The 16,690-nt window shown below is 71.1% G+C and carries 12 protein-coding genes; 4 read left to right on the forward strand and 8 right to left on the reverse strand.

What is annotated here, in order from left to right; genetic code table 11:
• Nucleotides 1-169: 169 nt before the first annotated feature.
• The 3 genes from AB0K02_RS17675 to AB0K02_RS17685 all read right to left on the reverse strand — a co-directional run bounded on the left by AB0K02_RS17675 (nucleotide 170) and on the right by AB0K02_RS17685 (nucleotide 4,525).
• Nucleotides 170-1,720, reverse strand: a complete 1,551-nt coding sequence (locus tag AB0K02_RS17675; RefSeq protein WP_365993519.1) for a M4 family metallopeptidase — start codon at nucleotides 1,718-1,720, stop codon at nucleotides 170-172.
• 478 nt (nucleotides 1,721-2,198) lie between these two features.
• Entirely contained in the window at nucleotides 2,199-3,245 is a 1,047-nt protein-coding gene (locus AB0K02_RS17680) for a helix-turn-helix domain-containing protein (protein ID WP_365993365.1), read from the reverse strand.
• A gap of 254 nt (nucleotides 3,246-3,499) precedes the next feature.
• The gene (locus tag AB0K02_RS17685; protein ID WP_365993366.1) at nucleotides 3,500-4,525 is read right to left on the reverse strand and encodes an ATP-dependent 6-phosphofructokinase; all 1,026 of its coding nucleotides are present in this window, start codon (nucleotides 4,523-4,525) and stop codon (nucleotides 3,500-3,502) included.
• Between the two features lie 263 nt (nucleotides 4,526-4,788).
• Here AB0K02_RS17685 and pta point away from each other — a divergent pair, with 263 nt between their 5' ends.
• From pta to pyk, 3 genes are all read left to right on the forward strand, one after another.
• A complete protein-coding gene (gene pta, locus AB0K02_RS17690) occupies nucleotides 4,789-6,882 on the forward strand; it encodes a phosphate acetyltransferase (protein WP_365993367.1) in 2,094 nt (697 codons plus the stop codon).
• The gene (locus AB0K02_RS17695) at nucleotides 6,879-8,099 is read left to right on the forward strand and encodes an acetate kinase (RefSeq protein ID WP_365993368.1); all 1,221 of its coding nucleotides are present in this window, start codon (nucleotides 6,879-6,881) and stop codon (nucleotides 8,097-8,099) included. Before pta ends, AB0K02_RS17695 begins: the two co-directional genes overlap by 4 nt.
• A 74-nt stretch (nucleotides 8,100-8,173) precedes the next feature.
• Entirely contained in the window at nucleotides 8,174-9,604 is a 1,431-nt protein-coding gene (gene pyk / locus AB0K02_RS17700; RefSeq protein ID WP_365993369.1) for a pyruvate kinase, read from the forward strand.
• 127 nt (nucleotides 9,605-9,731) lie between these two features.
• Here the strand turns inward: pyk and AB0K02_RS17705 are convergent, their stop codons facing one another.
• The 4 genes from AB0K02_RS17705 to AB0K02_RS17720 all read right to left on the reverse strand — a co-directional run bounded on the left by AB0K02_RS17705 (nucleotide 9,732) and on the right by AB0K02_RS17720 (nucleotide 13,962).
• Nucleotides 9,732-11,042, reverse strand: a complete 1,311-nt coding sequence (locus AB0K02_RS17705) for a hypothetical protein (RefSeq protein ID WP_365993370.1) — start codon at nucleotides 11,040-11,042, stop codon at nucleotides 9,732-9,734.
• On the reverse strand, nucleotides 11,032-11,589 hold the full coding sequence (locus AB0K02_RS17710; protein WP_365993371.1) for a DUF6114 domain-containing protein: 558 nt from the start codon (nucleotides 11,587-11,589) through the stop codon (nucleotides 11,032-11,034). Before AB0K02_RS17710 ends, AB0K02_RS17705 begins: the two co-directional genes overlap by 11 nt.
• A 97-nt stretch (nucleotides 11,590-11,686) precedes the next feature.
• Nucleotides 11,687-12,343 carry a DUF6230 family protein gene (locus AB0K02_RS17715; protein WP_365993372.1) on the reverse strand — a complete coding sequence of 219 codons (657 nt, stop codon included), beginning with the start codon at nucleotides 12,341-12,343 and terminating at the stop codon, nucleotides 11,687-11,689.
• Between the two features lie 650 nt (nucleotides 12,344-12,993).
• Nucleotides 12,994-13,962 carry a tetratricopeptide repeat protein gene (locus AB0K02_RS17720; protein ID WP_365993373.1) on the reverse strand — a complete coding sequence of 323 codons (969 nt, stop codon included), beginning with the start codon at nucleotides 13,960-13,962 and terminating at the stop codon, nucleotides 12,994-12,996.
• Between the two features lie 229 nt (nucleotides 13,963-14,191).
• Here AB0K02_RS17720 and AB0K02_RS17725 point away from each other — a divergent pair, with 229 nt between their 5' ends.
• Complete coding sequence (locus AB0K02_RS17725; RefSeq protein WP_365993374.1) at nucleotides 14,192-14,827, forward strand: TetR/AcrR family transcriptional regulator; 636 nt, start codon at nucleotides 14,192-14,194, stop codon at nucleotides 14,825-14,827.
• Nucleotides 14,828-14,984: 157 nt separating this feature from the next.
• Here the strand turns inward: AB0K02_RS17725 and AB0K02_RS17730 are convergent, their stop codons facing one another.
• Nucleotides 14,985-16,685 (reverse strand): methylmalonyl-CoA mutase family protein, encoded by a 1,701-nt coding sequence (locus tag AB0K02_RS17730; protein WP_365993375.1) that lies wholly within the window; start codon nucleotides 16,683-16,685, stop codon nucleotides 14,985-14,987.
• Nucleotides 16,686-16,690: the final 5 nt, after the last annotated feature.

Raw genomic sequence — 16,690 nt, forward strand, 5'->3', positions numbered from 1 at the left:
CCGCCCCCCCTCCTGCTCTCCCCCCCCGGGGGGGGCGGGGGGGGTGTGCCCAAAATCCGCTTGGGGGGGCCCCCCGCCCCCCCCCCCCCCCCCCCCCCCCCCCCGGGGGGGGGCGGGGGCGCCCCCCACGGCCCGGGGCGACGGCGTCGCCCGCCGGATCAGCGGGTCGTCACTTGACGTTGACCGCGGCCCAGGCGGCGTTCACCGCCTGGTACTCGGCGCTGCCCGTGCCGTACAGGTCGGTCGCGGCCGACAGGGTGGCGGTGCGGGCGCCCGCGTAGTCCGTCGTGGAGGTCATGTACGCGGTCAGCGCCTTGTACCAGATCCGCTCGGCCTTGTCCCGGCCGATGCCGCTGACGGCCTTGCCGTCGTAGGTCGGGCTGTCGTAGCTCACGCCGTTGATCGTCTTGGCGCCGCTGCCCTCGGACAGCAGGTAGAAGAAGTGGTTGGCGGGGCCGGACGAGTAGTGGACGTCGATCCGGTTGATGCCCTTGTACCAGTAGTCCTTGGAGTTGCCGTCCTTGCTGGGCTTGTCCATGTAGCGCAGCGGGGTGCCGTTGCCGCGGATGTCGATCTTCTCGCCGATGAGGTAGTCGCCCGCGTCGGCGGTGTTCGACGCGGCGAACTCGGCGGCGGCGCCGAAGATGTCGGAGGTGGCCTCGTTCAGGCCGCCCGACTCGCCGCGGTAGACGAGCTTGGCGGTGTTGGAGGTCACGCCGTGGGTCATCTCGTGCGCGGCCACGTCGAGCGAGGTGAGCGGCTTGGTGTTGTTCGCGCCGTCGCCGTAGGTCATGCAGAAGCAGGAGTCGGACCAGAAGGCGTTGACGTACGCGTTGCCGTAGTGGACCCGGGAGTACGCCGCGACCCCGTCGTTCCGGATGCCGCTGCGGCCGTGCACGTTCTTGTAGTAGTCCCAGGTGACCGCGGCGCCGTAGTGCGCGTCGACCGCGGCGCTCTGCCGGCCGCCGCCCCAGACGTCGTCGGCGTCGTTGAACAGGGTGCCGGTGCCCGAGGTGCCGCCGTTCAGGTCGAAGGTGCGGTGGCCGCCGCGCAGGCCGTCTTTCAGGTCGAAGGTGCTGCCGTTGGGCGTGGTGGTCAGCGGGACGGTGCCGTTGTAGTCGCCGGTGCCGGTGCCGGTGTGGACCGTCTCGTAGGAGAACAGCTCGGCTCCGGTGGTCGCGTCGGTCACGACGTGCCGCTCGCTCGGCGTGCCGTCGTGCTGGAGGCCGGTGACGACGGTCTCCCAGGCGAGTACGGGCTTGCCGGACGCCGCCCAGACGACCTTGCGCGGCGCGCCCTCGGCTGCGGCCTCGCCGGTGTCCTGGGCCGCGGCGGCCTTCAGCGCGGACTTCTCCGCGGCCGACGCGGGGACCTTCGCGTCCGTGCCGGGCACGGCTATGCGGGCCTCGGTGGCCTTGGTGACCGAGCGCTTGCCGTTCTTCCTCTCGTGGACGACGAGGTCGCCGCCGAGGACCGGCAGTCCGGCGTAGGTGCGCTCGTACCGCGTGTGCACGGTGCCGTCGGCGTCCTTGATGACATCGCGGACGACAAGCTTCTCCTTGTCGCCGAGACCGAGGGCGGTCGCCTCGGCGCCGGCACCGGCCTGCGCCGCCTTGAGAGCGAGGGCGCGGTCGGCGGGCGCCTGGGCGACGGCTGTCGCGTCGCCGGCCCTCTCCGCCTCGGCGGTCGCCGGACCGGTCTGCATACCGACGACGACCATCGCGGCCGACGCCACGAGAACCGCGGCTCGGGTGGTCGCCCTGCGGGTGGTGCTGGGTGTCACTCAGGTCTCCTCGGCAGGGGGCCGCTCGGTGTCCGCGGCCCGGTGGGGGGTGAGCGGCGGGGGTGGTGCCGCTCTGATGGGGTGTCAGGAGCTTGCGGACAGACCGGCGCCGCGGCCCGGGTGCACGACGTGGGGAGGAAGTGCCGGGTCGACGGTGTGTTGTTCGGCTGCCTGCTGGAACCCGGCCGAGACTGCCAGCAACCTGCGACTGAATGACAGTGGTCAGACAAATGAAAGGCTGTCGTATACCCGACATGCCGAATCGCGTCAGCCGCGACGTCCGCTTTGCCCGCCCGAGGTGGCCGCCGACGGGTGGTTCGAGCCCGTTGCGGGCGAATTGACGGCGACAGCGGGAAGGCGCGTTTCACGCGGAAGGTGCGTCACGCCGAACGTGCCTGCGCCGGCGGTCTGTTGTTCATCCTGTCGCCGCGGACTCCCTGCGGTCGAAGGCGAAGAGCTGCCCCTCGGCGTCAGCGGCACAGGTGAGCTGCCGCAACGGCTCCCCCGCCCGCTTGGTTCCCGCCTCCACGCCGACGCAGAGGTCACTGTGGAGCGGGCGCAGGCGGTAGCCGCGTACGGGGCTGCCGACCGGCTCCAGGCGGAACGCCTCGGCCGGGCCGCGCTTGCCGCACTCCTGGTCCTCGACGGGGGCTCCGTCCCACACCGACTTGTCCTGCACGCCCGTGCAGCCCTCTCCGAACTTCTGGTGGAACGTCACCAGCCGCCAGCCGCCCTCGATCCGCTTGAGCGCGAAGCGCGGGATCGAGTCCGGTGCGCAGGCGCGCTGGTACACCTGGCCGTTCTGGCCGCCGTCCTCTGCGAGGCACAGACCGGAGTGCACGGCTCTGATCGTCACGGCTCCGGGCGCGGGCGCGGGGCCCGGCCCGGACGCGGCGGCGGGCCGCCCGTCTGCCCGCCCCTTCTCGCGCCCCTCGCCGTCGCCGTCGCCGGGAAGGCCGACGGCCGCGGCCACCGCCGCGGAGGCGAGCAGGAATCCGGCGACGGGCAGCAGGACCCGTGTCCGGCGGCGCGGCCGCCTCGCCGCGGCCCCCGGGGCGGGCGGCGGCTCGGCGGGTGCGCTGCCGCGCGCGTGGGCGGCTTCGCCGGCGGCCCCGGCGCCTGCCGGGTCGCGGTCGGGCGAGACCGCGTCCGGAGCCTCTTCGGCCTGCCGCTCCCCGCGGGCCAGCTCCTTGCGCACCCGCAGCCAGGTGTCTAGGTCGCCCGGGTCGCACCCGCACGCCCGCACGAAGGCGGCGACCAGCTCCTCGCGTGGCACCGTCGCGCGGGCGAGCATGTTGGCGACCGTGGAGCGCGGCAGCACGTCGCCCAACGCCTCCGCCCGGGACGTCAGTTCGCGATACGTCAGCCCCGACCAGTCCTTCAGCGCCTGCAGAGCGGCCACGAACTCGGCCGCGTCGGTGGCCCTTTCCGGATCCGGAGCACCGCTCCTGGCCCCCGCCATCCGCTCTCCTTCTGCCGATTCACCAGCTGGGACAGGGTGGGACATGTCCCGGACAGGAAACAGCCTTGCGACGGGGGCCGCGGAACTCAAGAGTGATCTGCGCCAACCGGATTCCGCGCCGACCGCGCGGGCCACCCGGGGGCGTACGGGGGAAACGGGGGATCACGGGGGAAGAGGGGGAAGCACGAGCGGCCCCGACCGTCCGTGGAAGGACGGTCGGGGCCGCTCGGCGCAGGACAGCGGGGGCGGACCCCTCAGAAGACGGACTCCGCCTCGAACACCCGGTCCTCCGGCACCGTCTTCAGCCGTGTCACCGCGTCGGCCAGCGGCACCATCACCACGTCCGTGCCGCGCAGCGCCGTCATCTTGCCGAAGTCGCCGCGGTGCGCCGCCTCCACCGCGTGCCAGCCGAAGCGGGTGGCGAGGACCCTGTCGTACGCGGTCGGTGTGCCGCCGCGCTGCACATGGCCCAGGATGACCGGCTTGGCCTCCTTGCCGAGGCGCCGCTCGAGCTCCGCGGCCAGGCGGTTGCCGATGCCCTGGAAGCGCTCGTGGCCGAACTGGTCGATCTCGCCCTTGGCGTACTCCATCGACCCCTCGGCGGGGTGCGCGCCCTCGGCGACGCAGACGACCGCGAACTTCTTGCCGCGCGCGAAGCGCTCCTCCACCATCTTCACCAGGTCGTCGACCTCGAAGGGCCGCTCCGGCAGGCAGATGCCGTGCGCACCGCCCGCCATGCCCGACTCCAGGGCGATCCAGCCCGCGTGCCGGCCCATGACCTCGACGACCATCACGCGCTGGTGCGACTCGGCGGTCGTCTTGAGCCGGTCGATCGCCTCGGTGGCGACCATGACGGCGGTGTCGAAACCGAAGGTGCGGTCGGTGGACGAGATGTCGTTGTCGATCGTCTTGGGGACGCCCACGACGGGCATCCCGGCCTCCGACAGCAGGCGGGACGCGGTGAGCGTGCCCTCGCCGCCGATGGGGATGAGCGCGTCGATGCCGTACTGCTTCGCCAACTCCGCCGCGTTCTCCGCGGCTTCGCGCAGGCGGCCGCGTTCCAGGCGGGTGGAGCCGAGGATGGTGCCGCCCCGGGCGAGGATTCCGCCCACCGCATTGAGGTCGAGGGGGCGGTAGTGGCCGTCGAGCAGACCACGGAAACCGTCCTCGAAGCCGATGACCTCGTCGCCGTGGCCGGTCAGGGCGCGGTGCACGACCGACCGGATCACTGCGTTCAGGCCGGGACAGTCGCCGCCTGCGGTGAGAACTCCGATACGCATCGTGCCGTGTCTCCTGCTCGTCGTCGTACGTGTGAGCCCGGTCCGATTGTCCCACGGTGCCCGAACCGCCCGCGCTCCCGGCAGCCCCCCTCAGGCCGGGCCGCACGGTGCCCGACGGGCGCTTTATCCATCCTCAGGGGTATTGTCAAGAGGGCAATGCCGCCCCGGGCGGTTCTTCTGCACGCCCACATCCGGTCGGCCGCCCGCCCGCGGCGCGGACCGGAACGACGTACCGGAACGACGCAATGGACGGGAGAGCACGCGTGACGCGCAGCGTGTACGTGACCGGGATCGACCGCGGAGACGGACGGCAGGTGGTCGAGCTGGGGGTCATGGAGCTCCTGACCCGCCAGGTGGACCGGGTGGGCGTCTTCCGCCCGCTCGTCCACGACGGACCCGACCGGCTCTTCGAACTGCTGCGGGCGCGCTACCGGCTCTCCCAGGACCCGGCGTCGGTGTACGGCATCGACTACCACCAGGCGGCGGCGCTGCAGGCCGAGAAGGGCACCGACGAGCTGGTCTCCGCCCTGGTCGAGCGCTTCCTGCGGGTGGCCAGGGACTACGAGGTGGTCCTGGTCCTCGGCACGGACTACGCGGGCACGCAGCTCCCGGACGAGCTGGCGCTCAACGCACGGCTGGCGAACGAGTTCGGCGCCTCGGTGATCGCCGTGGTCGGCGGCAAGGGCCAGACGCCGGAGTCCGTACGGGCGGAGACCCGCAACGCCTACCGCGCCTACGAGGGCCTGGGCTGCAACGTGCTCGCCATGGTCGCGAACCGGGTCGCGCCCGGCGACCGCGCCGCGATAGCCGAGCGGCTCGCCGCCCGCCTCCCGGTCCCCTGCTACGTGCTGCCCGACGAGCCCGCGCTCGCCGCGCCCACGGTCTCCCAGATCACGCACGCCCTCGGCGGCACCGTGCTGCTCGGCGACGACTCCGGCCTCGCGCGCGACGCGCTGGACTTCGTCTTCGGCGGGGCGATGCTGCCGAACTTCCTCGGCGCCCTGACGCCCGGCTGCATGGTGGTCACGCCCGGCGACCGCGCCGACCTGGTGGTGGGCGCGCTCGCCGCCCACTCCGCGGGCACGCCGCCCATCGCGGGGGTGCTGCTGACGCTGAACGAGCGCCCGAGCGAGGAGATCCTCACCCTCGCCTCCCGCCTCGCCCCCGGCACGCCGGTGGTGTCGGTCGCGGGCAACAGCTTCCCGACGGCCGGCGAACTGTTCGCGCTGGAAGGCAAGTTGAGCGCCACCACACCGCGCAAGGCGGAGACCGCCCTGGGCCTGTTCGAGCGCCATGCGGACACCGCGGACCTGCTGGCCCGGCTCGCGGTCGCGCGCAGCGGCCGGGTGACGCCGATGATGTTCGAGCACGAGCTGCTGGAGCAGGCCCGTGCCGACCGCCGCCGCGTCGTGCTGCCCGAGGGCTCGGAGGAGCGGGTGCTGCGCGCCGCCGACGTGCTGATCCGCCGCGACGTCTGCGACCTGACGCTGCTCGGGGACACCGAGCAGATCCGCAAGAAGGCCGCCGACCTCGGCATCGACCTCACGGCGGCCCAGCTGATCGACCCGCAGACCTCGGAGCTGCGCCAGACCTTCGCCGAGCGGTACGCGGCGCTGCGCGCGCACAAGGGCGTGAACGTGGAGCTGGCGTACGACGTGGTGGCGGACGTCAACTACTTCGGCACGCTCATGGTCGACGAGGGCCTGGCCGACGGCATGGTGTCGGGTTCCGTCCACTCCACCGCGGCGACGATCCGCCCGGCCTTCGAGATCATCAAGACCAAGTCCGAAGCCTCGATCGTCTCGTCGGTCTTCTTCATGTGCCTGGCCGACCGGGTGCTGGTGTACGGCGACTGCGCGGTGAACCCGGACCCCGACGCCGAGCAGCTCGCGGACATCGCGATCCAGTCGGCGGCGACGGCCGCCCGCTTCGGCGTGGAGCCGCGCATCGCGATGCTGTCGTACTCCACGGGCACGTCGGGGACGGGCGCGGACGTGGACAAGGTGCGCGAGGCGACCAAGCTGGTCCGGGAGTCCCGGCCCGACCTGCGGATCGAGGGTCCCATCCAGTACGACGCGGCGGTCGACCAGTCCGTCGCGGCGACGAAGCTGCCCGACTCCGAGGTGGCGGGCCGGGCGACCGTCCTGATCTTCCCCGACCTGAACACGGGCAACAACACGTACAAGGCCGTCCAGCGCTCGGCCGGCGCCGTGGCGGTCGGCCCGGTGCTGCAGGGTCTGCGCAAGCCGGTCAACGACCTGTCGCGCGGCGCGCTCGTCAGCGACATCGTCAACACGGTCGCGATCACCGCGATCCAGTCCCAGGACCCGTCGAAGGCTCAGGAGCTTCCCGCATGACCCGCACCGCCACCCGCGTCCTCGTCCTCAACTCCGGCTCGTCGTCGGTGAAGTACCAGCTGCTGGACATGCGCGACAGCACGCGGCTGGCCGTCGGTCTGGTCGAGCGGATCGGCGAGTCCACCTCGCGCCTGGTGCACACTCCGCTGACCGGCGGCGACAGGCGGGAGCGCGCGGGCGCGATCGCCGACCACTCGGCCGCGCTGAAGGCGGTCGCCGACGAGCTGGCGCACGACGGTCTCGGCCTGGACTCCCCCGAGCTGGCGGCGATCGGTCACCGGGTGGTGCACGGCGGCCTGCGGTTCACCGAGCCGACGGTGATCACGGACGAGGTGATGGCGGAGATCGAGCGTCTGGTCCCGGTCGCCCCGCTGCACAACCCGGCGAACATCACCGGCATCCGTACCGCGCAGGCGCTGCGGCCCGACCTGCCGCAGGTCGCGGTGTTCGACACGGCGTTCCACACGACAATGCCCGAGCCGGCCGCCCGGTACGCCATCGACGTCGAGACGGCCGACGCCCACCGGATCCGCCGCTACGGCTTCCACGGCACCTCGCACGCGTACGTGTCGCGGGCGACGGCGGCGCTGCTGGGCAAGGACCCGTCCGAGGTGAATGTCATCGTGCTGCACCTCGGCAACGGAGCGTCCGCCTCGGCGGTGGCCGGCGGCCGCTGCGTGGACACCTCGATGGGGCTGACCCCCTTGGAAGGGCTCGTGATGGGTACGCGCTCGGGGGACATCGACCCGGCGGTGACGTTCCACCTCATGCGGGTGGCGGGAATGTCGGCCGACGAGGTCGATGTGCTGCTCAACAAGAAGAGCGGTCTGGTGGGCCTTTGCGGGGACAACGACATGCGGGAGATCCGCCGCCGTGTCGACGCGGGCGACGAGCGGGCGAAGCTGGCGTTCGACATTTACGTCCACCGGCTGAAGAAGTACATCGGGGCGTACTACGCGGTACTCGGCCGGGTGGACGCGGTCGCATTCACGGCCGGGGTCGGTGAAAATGCCGCGCCGGTGCGGGAGGCGGCGATCGCCGGCCTGGAGCAGTTGGGCCTCGCGGTGGACGCCGGGCTCAACGCCGAGGGCTCGGACGAGGCGCGGCTGATCTCGCCGCAGGGCGCACGGGTCGCGGTGGCCGTGGTCCCGACGGACGAGGAGCTGGAGATCGCCCGCCAGACCTTCGAGCTGGTGCGGGAAAGGGTGAACGCCTGAGCGGTATGGCGCCCATTTGTACATTCCACCAGACGGAATATTCCGCAGGGAAACAAACCGATAGGATCCGCCTTATGCGCCGTTCCAAAATCGTCTGCACACTGGGCCCCGCCGTCGACTCCTACGAGCAGCTGAAAGCGCTCATCGAGGCCGGCATGAACGTGGCCCGTTTCAACATGAGCCACGGGACCCACGCTGAGCACGAGGAGCGGTATCACCGCCTGCGTCAGGCGTGCGAGGAGACGGGGCACGCCGTCGGCGTGCTGGCCGACCTCCAGGGTCCCAAGATCCGCCTCGAGACCTTTGCCGAGGGACCGGTCGAACTGGTCCGCGGCGACGAGTTCACCATCACCACCGAGGACGTCCCCGGCGACAAGTCGATCTGCGGGACCACGTACAAGGGCCTGCCCGGAGACGTCTCCAAGGGCGACCAGGTCCTGATCAACGACGGCAACGTCGAGCTGCGCGTCGTCGAGGTCGACGGGCAGCGGGTCAAGACGATCGTCGTCGAGGGCGGCGTGATCTCCGACCACAAGGGCATCAACCTGCCCGGCGCGGCGGTCAACGTCCCCGCCCTGTCCGAGAAGGACGTCGAGGACCTGCGCTTCGCGCTCCGCATGGGCTGTGACCTCGTGGCGCTCTCGTTCGTCCGCGACGCCAGTGACGTCAAGGACGTCCACAAGGTCATGGACGAGGAGGGCCGCCGGGTCCCCGTCATCGCCAAGGTGGAGAAGCCGCAGGCCGTCGCCAACATGCAGGACGTCGTGATGGCGTTCGACGGCGTGATGGTGGCGCGCGGCGACCTGGCCGTCGAGTACCCCCTCGAGCGGGTCCCGATGGTGCAGAAGCGGCTCATCGAGATGTGCCGCCGCAACGCCAAGCCGGTGATCGTGGCGACCCAGATGATGGAGTCGATGATCACCAACTCCCGTCCCACCCGTGCCGAGGCGTCCGACGTCGCCAACGCGATCCTGGACGGCGCGGACGCGGTCATGCTCTCCGCGGAGTCCTCGGTCGGCGCGTACCCGATCGAGACGGTCCGGACGATGTCGAAGATCGTCTCCGCGGCGGAGGAGGAACTGCTCTCCAAGGGCCTCCAGCCGCTGGTTCCGGGCAAGAAGCCGCGCACCCAGGGCGGTTCGGTGGCCCGCGCGGCCTGCGAGATCGCCGACTTCCTGGACGGCAAGGCCCTGGTGGCCTTCACCAAGTCCGGCGACACGGCCCGCCGTCTGTCCCGCTACCGCGCGTCCCAGCCGATCCTGGCCTTCACGACGGACGAGTCCACCCGCAACCAGCTGTCGCTGAGCTGGGGCGTGGAGTCCTTCCTGGCGCCGTTCGTGGAGACGACGGACGCGATGGTGGACCTGGTGGACGCGGCACTGCTGAAGCTCCAGCGCTACAACGAGGGCGACACCATGATCATCACCGCGGGCTCCCCTCCGGGTGTCCCGGGCACGACGAACATGGTCCGGGTGCACCACCTGGGCGGTCAGTCGAAGTCCTGACCCCCCTCTGCGCCCGACGGGCGGCCGAGCGCCGCCACCGGGCGGAGTCCCACGACTGCGGGCCGCACCCCGAGGGGGTACGGCCCGCAGTTCCTTTCGCGGCTCCCGGTGGTCCGGTCCTCTCGGGTCAGCTCTCGGCGCCCGTGAAGTAGTTGTGCAGTCCTGGGACCGTCAGCGTGCCGCCGAACTGGCCGGCCTGCGTCACCTTCACATCGGTGAAGAAGGCGAACGGGACATTCAGCGGCGGCGGTGTCTCGGGGCTGAACGTCACCGGGATGAGACCGAAGAGGTTGCCCTTCAGCTCCTCCGTGTACATCGTGACCTCGCCGTCGCGGATGGTCGACGTGGAGCCCTTGTCGGCCTCGACGTGCGCGATCGTGCCGTTCGGGCCCTGCACCAGCTGGTGCAGGTCCTTGATGTCCACGCCCGTCGCCGTGAACTTCAGCACCTTCTTGACCTTGCCGCTGCCCGTCTTGACCTCGACGATGCCGTGGTAGTCCAGGCCGTTCAGGGTGAGCCGGGTGCTCTCCAGGATCCACGGCTCGTCCGGAAGCAGCGGACGGCCTGGCTCCATTTCCGCGGCGGCGAGCGCCTCCGGGTCTGGGGTCGGGCACGGGAAGCGCGGCTTGGCGCCGTCCGGGATGTCCTCGTCCGCCTTCGGGTCGAGCCCCTTGACGTCCTCGTCCAGCTCCTCGACCGTCGCGCCCACCTTGTCCGCGGCGTCCTTGATCGCTTCCTTGGACGTGTCGACCGTGTCGTCCACCACGTCGCCCACGGCGTCGGCGGGCTTCTCCGCCGGCTCCTCCGCCGGCTTCTCGGACGGTTCCTCTGAGGGCTCGGCAGCCGGCTCGGTGCTCGCGCTCTCGCTCGGCGTCGGGCTGGTCTCCGGCTCCTTGTCGGGGCCGTCGAACAGGTCCTCGAGCGCGTCGCCCACGCCCAGCGGGTCCAGGGGGTTCCTGGTCTCGCTCGGGGCCGGCTCAGGCGACACGGCCTCCGCGGTCTTGTCCGCCGCGTCCGCCGCGTCCGCCGCGTCCGCCGACGGGCTCTCGGACGGATTCGGCTTCAGGACGTCCGTGAGGGACGTCTCGCTCGGCGCCGGCTCCGGCTCCGCACTGTCGGAAGGCGACGGCGTCTCGGACGGCTTCGCCGACTCGGAGGGCGACGGCGACTCGGACTCCGCCGGCTCGTCCGAGCGCGTCACGCACGGACCGGGTGCGAACGGGATGTCCTTGTCGTCGGCGAGCGCCAGCTTGGGAGCGAGGCCCATGCCCACGAACACGGCGGTGGGCATCGCGGCCAGGGCTATGGCCTTGCTCGCGGGCAGCTGCATCCTGTTCAGCAGCGACTTCCTGGGGGCGGCGTGCCGCGGCCCTTTCCTCTCGCGCGAACCGTCGCCGCCCGCGCCCGCGGACAGCGGTGGTGTCACGTCACCCGGCACTGTTCCTCCCTCCGTTGCCTTCGATGGTTGCCTCGTGTGCGTCCACGCCGTAGCCGTCCCACTGCTCGGGCACGGCGGGGATCTCCACGTCGCTCGGCGGAGCGGTCTCGTCGGCGGACGGCACGGCACTCGCCGCCGCGGGCTTCCCCGGCACCCACGACAGAGCGAGCGCGCCACCGATGAGAGAGAACAGGAAGCCGACGACGAACCCGCCCAGGTTGGCGATCGGGATCGAGATCAGTGCCAGGAGAATCGTGGCTATGCCCGCGAACACCCTGACGATGTGGTGGAACCACATCGTCAGACCGAGCGTGACCAGCAGTACGCCGATGATCAAGGAGCCCGCGCCCGCCGTCGTCGCCATCGACAGGGTCATGTGACCGAGCTTGAAGGTGGCATACGGGAAGTAGGCGATCGGGATTCCACCGAGCAGGGTGAACAGTCCGGCCCAGAACGGCCGCTGTCCCCGCCAGTTGCGGAAGTTCCGCCGAATGACGCGGACGAAGTGCTCGTCCCGCCCCTGTGACACTGCAGACTCGGCGCTCATGGAAAACAGCTCCCTGGTACTGGCGTTGCTGTGTGAAGAGAGTGGCGGGCGGGCGAAGCTGCCAGAGTTTCACCCGCCCGCCCGGACGGGATGACCGTCAGTAGCACTCGACCTTGGGTCCGTCGCCCTTGTGCAGGCGCATGCTCAGACCGCTCAGTTCGAAGGTGCCGGCGGTGGTCGCCCACGCCTTCTGCTCGACGTCGGTCAGCGTGGCCACGTCGGCCTGCTGTCCGAAGCCGTTGGGCAGGATGGACTTGTCCTTGACCTCAGGACCCTTGCCCACGCCGGGGTTGTCCGTGTCCTTGGCCGCGACACCGATGTCGATGTTCTCGAACTTGGCGTTCGCGTCCAGCTCGGACACGTCCAGGTACAGGTTCTGCGCCTTGACGTCCGTGCCCTTGTCACCTGCGGTCAGCCGCAGGGTGACCTTGCCGACGAACGGCACGTCGGTGACGACCGACTGGCACATCTTGGTGATCGAGGCGTTCTTGAAGGTCGAGATCGCGACGGGACGCGCGACCTTCTCGTCACCCTTGAGGTCCTTGTACCCCATGTCGACGCCGCCGTACTGGGCGAACCCATGTCCGACGAGCTTGCCTGCGGTGACCTTGAACTCCTGGCCGGACACAGCGAACGACGCGGCGAGCGCGCCCTGTGCCAGGCCGATGCCTATCGCGGCCGTCGCGGCCACACTCGGCACCATGACAAGGGCGAACCGCTTCCATCTGGTTCCACCACGAGCCACAGACTCCATGACTTTCCTCCTTCTCGGACGTACATCTCCGGTCCGGGCCCGCGGGCCCGTCCTGGGATGGGAGAAGTGCTACGTCCTCGGGAAGGAGAGCGCCTGTACTTTCAGGCGCTGACTGCGTCCGAAACACCGGCGATCACCCCCGAGCGACAACCACTGGCCGCACTCTCGCGCAACCGGTCGGACAGGCCCTGCCGGTCAGCAGGAACCCCCCTGTCCGCGGCCGGCGCCACTGCCGCCGACCGGCCCGGTGGGGACCCAACGGACCGCGGCACGGCGGGAAGCCGGGCGGGTGCGGTATTGGACCGAGCGTCGCCGATCGTGGTCCATTCCAAGCCCGGATACAAGGGGGTTCGTTACTCGCTAGTAACGGCCTGATAACCACGCCACGACCGCGCGGCGTCGACCGAGCACACAGGGTGCCACCCACCCAGGGAGCAGAGCGGGAGATTGGCATCGATAAACGGACAGAACCAGCGGCCCGCTGTACTCGGAGTAACAGACGTTCTCATTACCAAGTTTTGGTAAAGCACGGCTGCGATGTGTCACTGTGTCGCCAAATCGGCGGTGGCGCCGCACACCGCGCCACCGCCGCAAAACCGTCGGACACGGCGCATTCGGGCGCCGTTGTCAGAAGGTCTGTCAATGTGGGGTCAGAACAGCACCCGCGCGAGCGCCTGACGCGACGCCGTCACCCGCGGGTCGTCGGGACCGACCACCTCGAAGAGTTCGAGCAGCCGCACCCGCGCCGCGTCGCGGTCCGCGCCCGCCGTGCGCCGCACGGTCTCCACGAGCCGGCCGAACGCGTCCTCCACGTGACCGCCGACCAGGTCGAGGTCGGCCGCGGCGATCTGGGCCCGCACGTCGCCCGGGTTGTCGGCGGCGTCCCGGCGGACCTGCTGCGGGTCCATGTCCCGTACGCGGCCGAGCAGTTCGGCCTGCGCGAGGCCCAGCTTGGCCTCACTGTTGGCGGGGTCGTCCGCCAGCACGTTCTTGTACGCCTGGATCGCGCCGCCGAAGTCGCCGGCGTCGAGCGCGTCCATGGCCGCGCTCAACAGCGCGTCGTACGGGCCCGCCGGCGCGGGGGCCTCGGCCGCCTCGCCCGACACGTCCGGGTCCACGGTGACGCCGGTGAGCCCGAAGCGCTCCTCGGCCACCTGGATCAGCTGGTCCAGGGTCTGACGGATCTGCGCCTCGGGGGCCGCGCCCTGGAAGAGGGGCAGCGCCTGGCCCGCCACCACGGCGAAGACCGCCGGGATGCCCTGGACGCCGAACTGCTGCATCAGCATCTGGTTGGCGTCGACGTCGATCTTGGCGAGAACGAACCGGCCGTTGTACTCCTTCGCGAGGCGGTCCAGAAGCGGGCTGAGCTGCTTGCACGGCTCGCACCACTCGGCCCAGAAGTCGATGACGACCGGGACCTCGGTGGAACGCTGCAGGACGTCGCGCTCGAAGCGCGCCTCGTCGGTGTCGATCACCAGCGCGGCGGGCGACACGGCACCGCCGCCACCCTGCCGGGCGGCCTCCGCGCGGGCCTGCTCCGCCTTCGCCTTGGCCTCTCCGGCCGCCTTCACCGCGGCGAGGTCGACGACGCCGCTCATGGACATGTTCCTAGGCTGCATGGGTACATCCTCCCCCTTCCGCGCGCGCATGTGAAAAACCGGCCGTACCATCAGCCGGAACGGCGCCGGGTCCCCACCTCGGCGCCTGTGGTCGTCGCTCCGGACCCGGCCGCTCGGACCCGGCTTTCGCTACGCGTCGTAGCGTATCTGCATCGCGGTCGCCGCGTGTGAGATTTCCCCGGTGAACTGCCTCACAGCAATCTGCTTACCGGCCGGTATGGTCTCCGGCATGCCCAGCACCGCCCACCCCGAACCCGTACGCAAGGGTCGTACGGGACGGCCACGCAGCGCCGAGACCGACGCCGCGATCCTGGCCGCGACCCGTGCCGCGCTCGTCCAGCTCGGCTGGTCGAAGCTGACGATGGGGGATGTGGCCGCCCGGGCCGGAGTGGCCAAGACGACGCTCTACCGCCGCTGGACCAACAAGAACGAGCTCGTCGTCGACGCGGTCGCCGTGCTCTTCGACGAGCTCGAGCTCCCCGACCGGGGCAGCCTCGCCGCCGATGTGGAGGGCGTGGTCCTGCAGTTCGCCGACCTTCTCGCGCAGCCGGAGACCAAGACCGCGCTCATGGGCGTGGTCGCGGAGTCCACGTGCGACGACGCGCTGCGCGGCCGGATCCGCGAGGCGATCGTCGAGCGGCAGAAGCGGCTGGTCGTGGAGGGCCGGGAACGCGCACAGGCCCGCGGCGAGCTTCCGTACGAGGACGACCCCGCGGCGGAGGCCCGCAACGCGGACCTGATCTTCGACGTGGTGGCGGGCGCCGTGGTCCACCGCGCGCTGGTGAGCGCGGAGCCGGTGGACGCGGAGTGGGCGCGCCGGTTCACCGCCCTGCTGGTGTCCGGCCTCGGCGCGCTCTCGGCCTGAACGGCCGTGTGGCCGCGGGCTTCCGGTCGCGCCGCGGCCGGGCGCGGCCCCGGCCGGCTCGGCCGGGGGCCGGGGGCCGGGGGCCGGGGGCCGTGACAGGGCCGGGTGAGCGCAGTCCGTACCGGCCCCCGCCGGTGCACGCGGCGCGCCCCGGCCGTCAGAAGCCCGGCGGCTCCGTGTAGACGCCCCACTCGTCGCGCAGCGTCCCGCAGATCTCGCCGAGGGTCGCCTCCGCGCGGACGGCGTCGAGCATCGGGCCGATCATGTTGGAGCCGTCGCGCGCGGCGCCGAGCATCGCGTCCAGCGCGGCCCGCACCGCGGCGTCGTCGCGCCGGCCCTTGCGCTCGCCGAGCACGCGGACCTGCTCCCACTCGACCTCGTGGCTCACCCGCAGGATCTCCAGGTCGCCCGTGACCGAACCGGTGGCGGTGTTGACGCCGACGACCTTCTTCTCGCCCTTCTCCAGCGCCTGCTGGTAGCGGAAGGCGGACTCGGCGATCTCGCCGGTGAACCAGCCGTCCTCGATCCCGCGCAGGATGCCGGACGTCATCGGGCCGATCGGGTGCTTGCCGTCCGGGTGGGCACGCAGTCCACGCTCCCTGATCTGCTCGAAGATCTTCTCGGCGTCGGCCTCGATCCGGTCGGTGAGCTGCTCGACGTACCACGAACCGCCCAGCGGGTCCGCGACGTTGGCGACACCGGTCTCCTCCATGAGCACCTGCTGAGTGCGCAGCGCGATCTCGGCGGCCTGCTCGGAGGGCAGCGCGAGGGTCTCGTCGAGGGCGTTGGTGTGCAGGGAGTTGGTGCCGCCGAGGACGGCGGACAGGGCCTCGACGGCGGTGCGCACCACGTTGTTGTACGGCTGCTGGGCGGTGAGCGAGACTCCGGCGGTCTGGGTGTGGAACCGCAGCCACTGCGCCTTGTCCGTCTTCGCCCCGTACACCTCCTTCATCCAACGGGCCCAGATCCGGCGCGCGGCACGGAACTTGGCGATCTCCTCGAAGAAGTCGAGGTGCGCGTCGAAGAAGAAGGAGAGACCGGGCGCGAAGGTGTCCACGTCCAGGCCGCGGGACAGACCGAGCTCGACGTAGCCGAAGCCGTCGGCGAGGGTGTACGCGAGCTCCTGCGCGGCCGTCGCACCGGCTTCGCGGATGTGGTAGCCGGAGACGGACAGCGGCTTGTAGGCGGGGATGCCCTGCGCGCAGTGCTCCATCAGGTCGCCGATCAGGCGCAGATGGGGCTCGGGCTGGAACAGCCACTCCTTCTGCGCGATGTACTCCTTGAAGATGTCCGTCTGCAGGGTGCCGTTGAGCACGGCCGGGTCGACGCCCTGGCGCTCGGCGGCGACCAGGTACATGCAGAAGACCGGGACGGCCGGACCGGAGATCGTCATCGACGTCGTCACATCACCCAGGGGGATGTCCTTGAACAGGACCTCCATGTCGGCGGCCGAGTCGATGGCCACACCGCAGTGACCGACCTCGCCGAGCGAGCGCGGGTCGTCGGAGTCGCGGCCCATCAGCGTCGGCATGTCGAAGGCGACGGAGAGCCCGCCTCCGCCGGCGGCCAGGATCATCTTGTAGCGCTCGTTGGTCTGCTCGGCGTTGCCGAAGCCGGCGAACTGGCGGATGGTCCAGGTGCGGCCCCGGTAGCCGGTCGGGTGCAGACCGCGGGTGAAGGGGTACTCACCGGGCCAGCCGATGCGCTCGAATCCCTCGTAGGTGTCCCCGGGCCGCGGGCCGTATACCGGCTCGACCGGGTCCCCGGAGAGCGTGGTGAAGTCGGCGTCCCGCTTGCGGGCCTTGTCGTAACGGGCCTGCCAGCGTCGGCGGCCTTCCTCGATCGCGTCAGCGTCCATGCTTC

The organism is Streptomyces sp. NPDC049597 (assembly GCF_040675505.1).
Lineage (GTDB): Bacteria > Actinomycetota > Actinomycetes > Streptomycetales > Streptomycetaceae > Streptomyces.

What these genes read in the sequence shown, in the direction of transcription:
- AB0K02_RS17695 (WP_365993368.1), top strand. Translation starts at nt 6,879, where the DNA reads ATGACCCGCACCGCCACCCGCGTCCTCGTCCTCAACTCCGGCTCGTCG.
- AB0K02_RS17675 (WP_365993519.1), bottom strand. Translation starts at nt 1,720, where the DNA reads ATGGTCGTCGTCGGTATGCAGACCGGTCCGGCGACCGCCGAGGCGGAG.
- AB0K02_RS17680 (WP_365993365.1), bottom strand. Translation starts at nt 3,245, where the DNA reads ATGGCGGGGGCCAGGAGCGGTGCTCCGGATCCGGAAAGGGCCACCGAC.
- AB0K02_RS17710 (WP_365993371.1), bottom strand. Translation starts at nt 11,589, where the DNA reads ATGAGCGCCGAGTCTGCAGTGTCACAGGGGCGGGACGAGCACTTCGTC.
- AB0K02_RS17715 (WP_365993372.1), bottom strand. Translation starts at nt 12,343, where the DNA reads ATGGAGTCTGTGGCTCGTGGTGGAACCAGATGGAAGCGGTTCGCCCTT.
- pyk (WP_365993369.1), top strand. Translation starts at nt 8,174, where the DNA reads ATGCGCCGTTCCAAAATCGTCTGCACACTGGGCCCCGCCGTCGACTCC.
- AB0K02_RS17725 (WP_365993374.1), top strand. Translation starts at nt 14,192, where the DNA reads ATGCCCAGCACCGCCCACCCCGAACCCGTACGCAAGGGTCGTACGGGA.
- AB0K02_RS17720 (WP_365993373.1), bottom strand. Translation starts at nt 13,962, where the DNA reads ATGCAGCCTAGGAACATGTCCATGAGCGGCGTCGTCGACCTCGCCGCG.
- AB0K02_RS17730 (WP_365993375.1), bottom strand. Translation starts at nt 16,685, where the DNA reads ATGGACGCTGACGCGATCGAGGAAGGCCGCCGACGCTGGCAGGCCCGT.
- AB0K02_RS17685 (WP_365993366.1), bottom strand. Translation starts at nt 4,525, where the DNA reads ATGCGTATCGGAGTTCTCACCGCAGGCGGCGACTGTCCCGGCCTGAAC.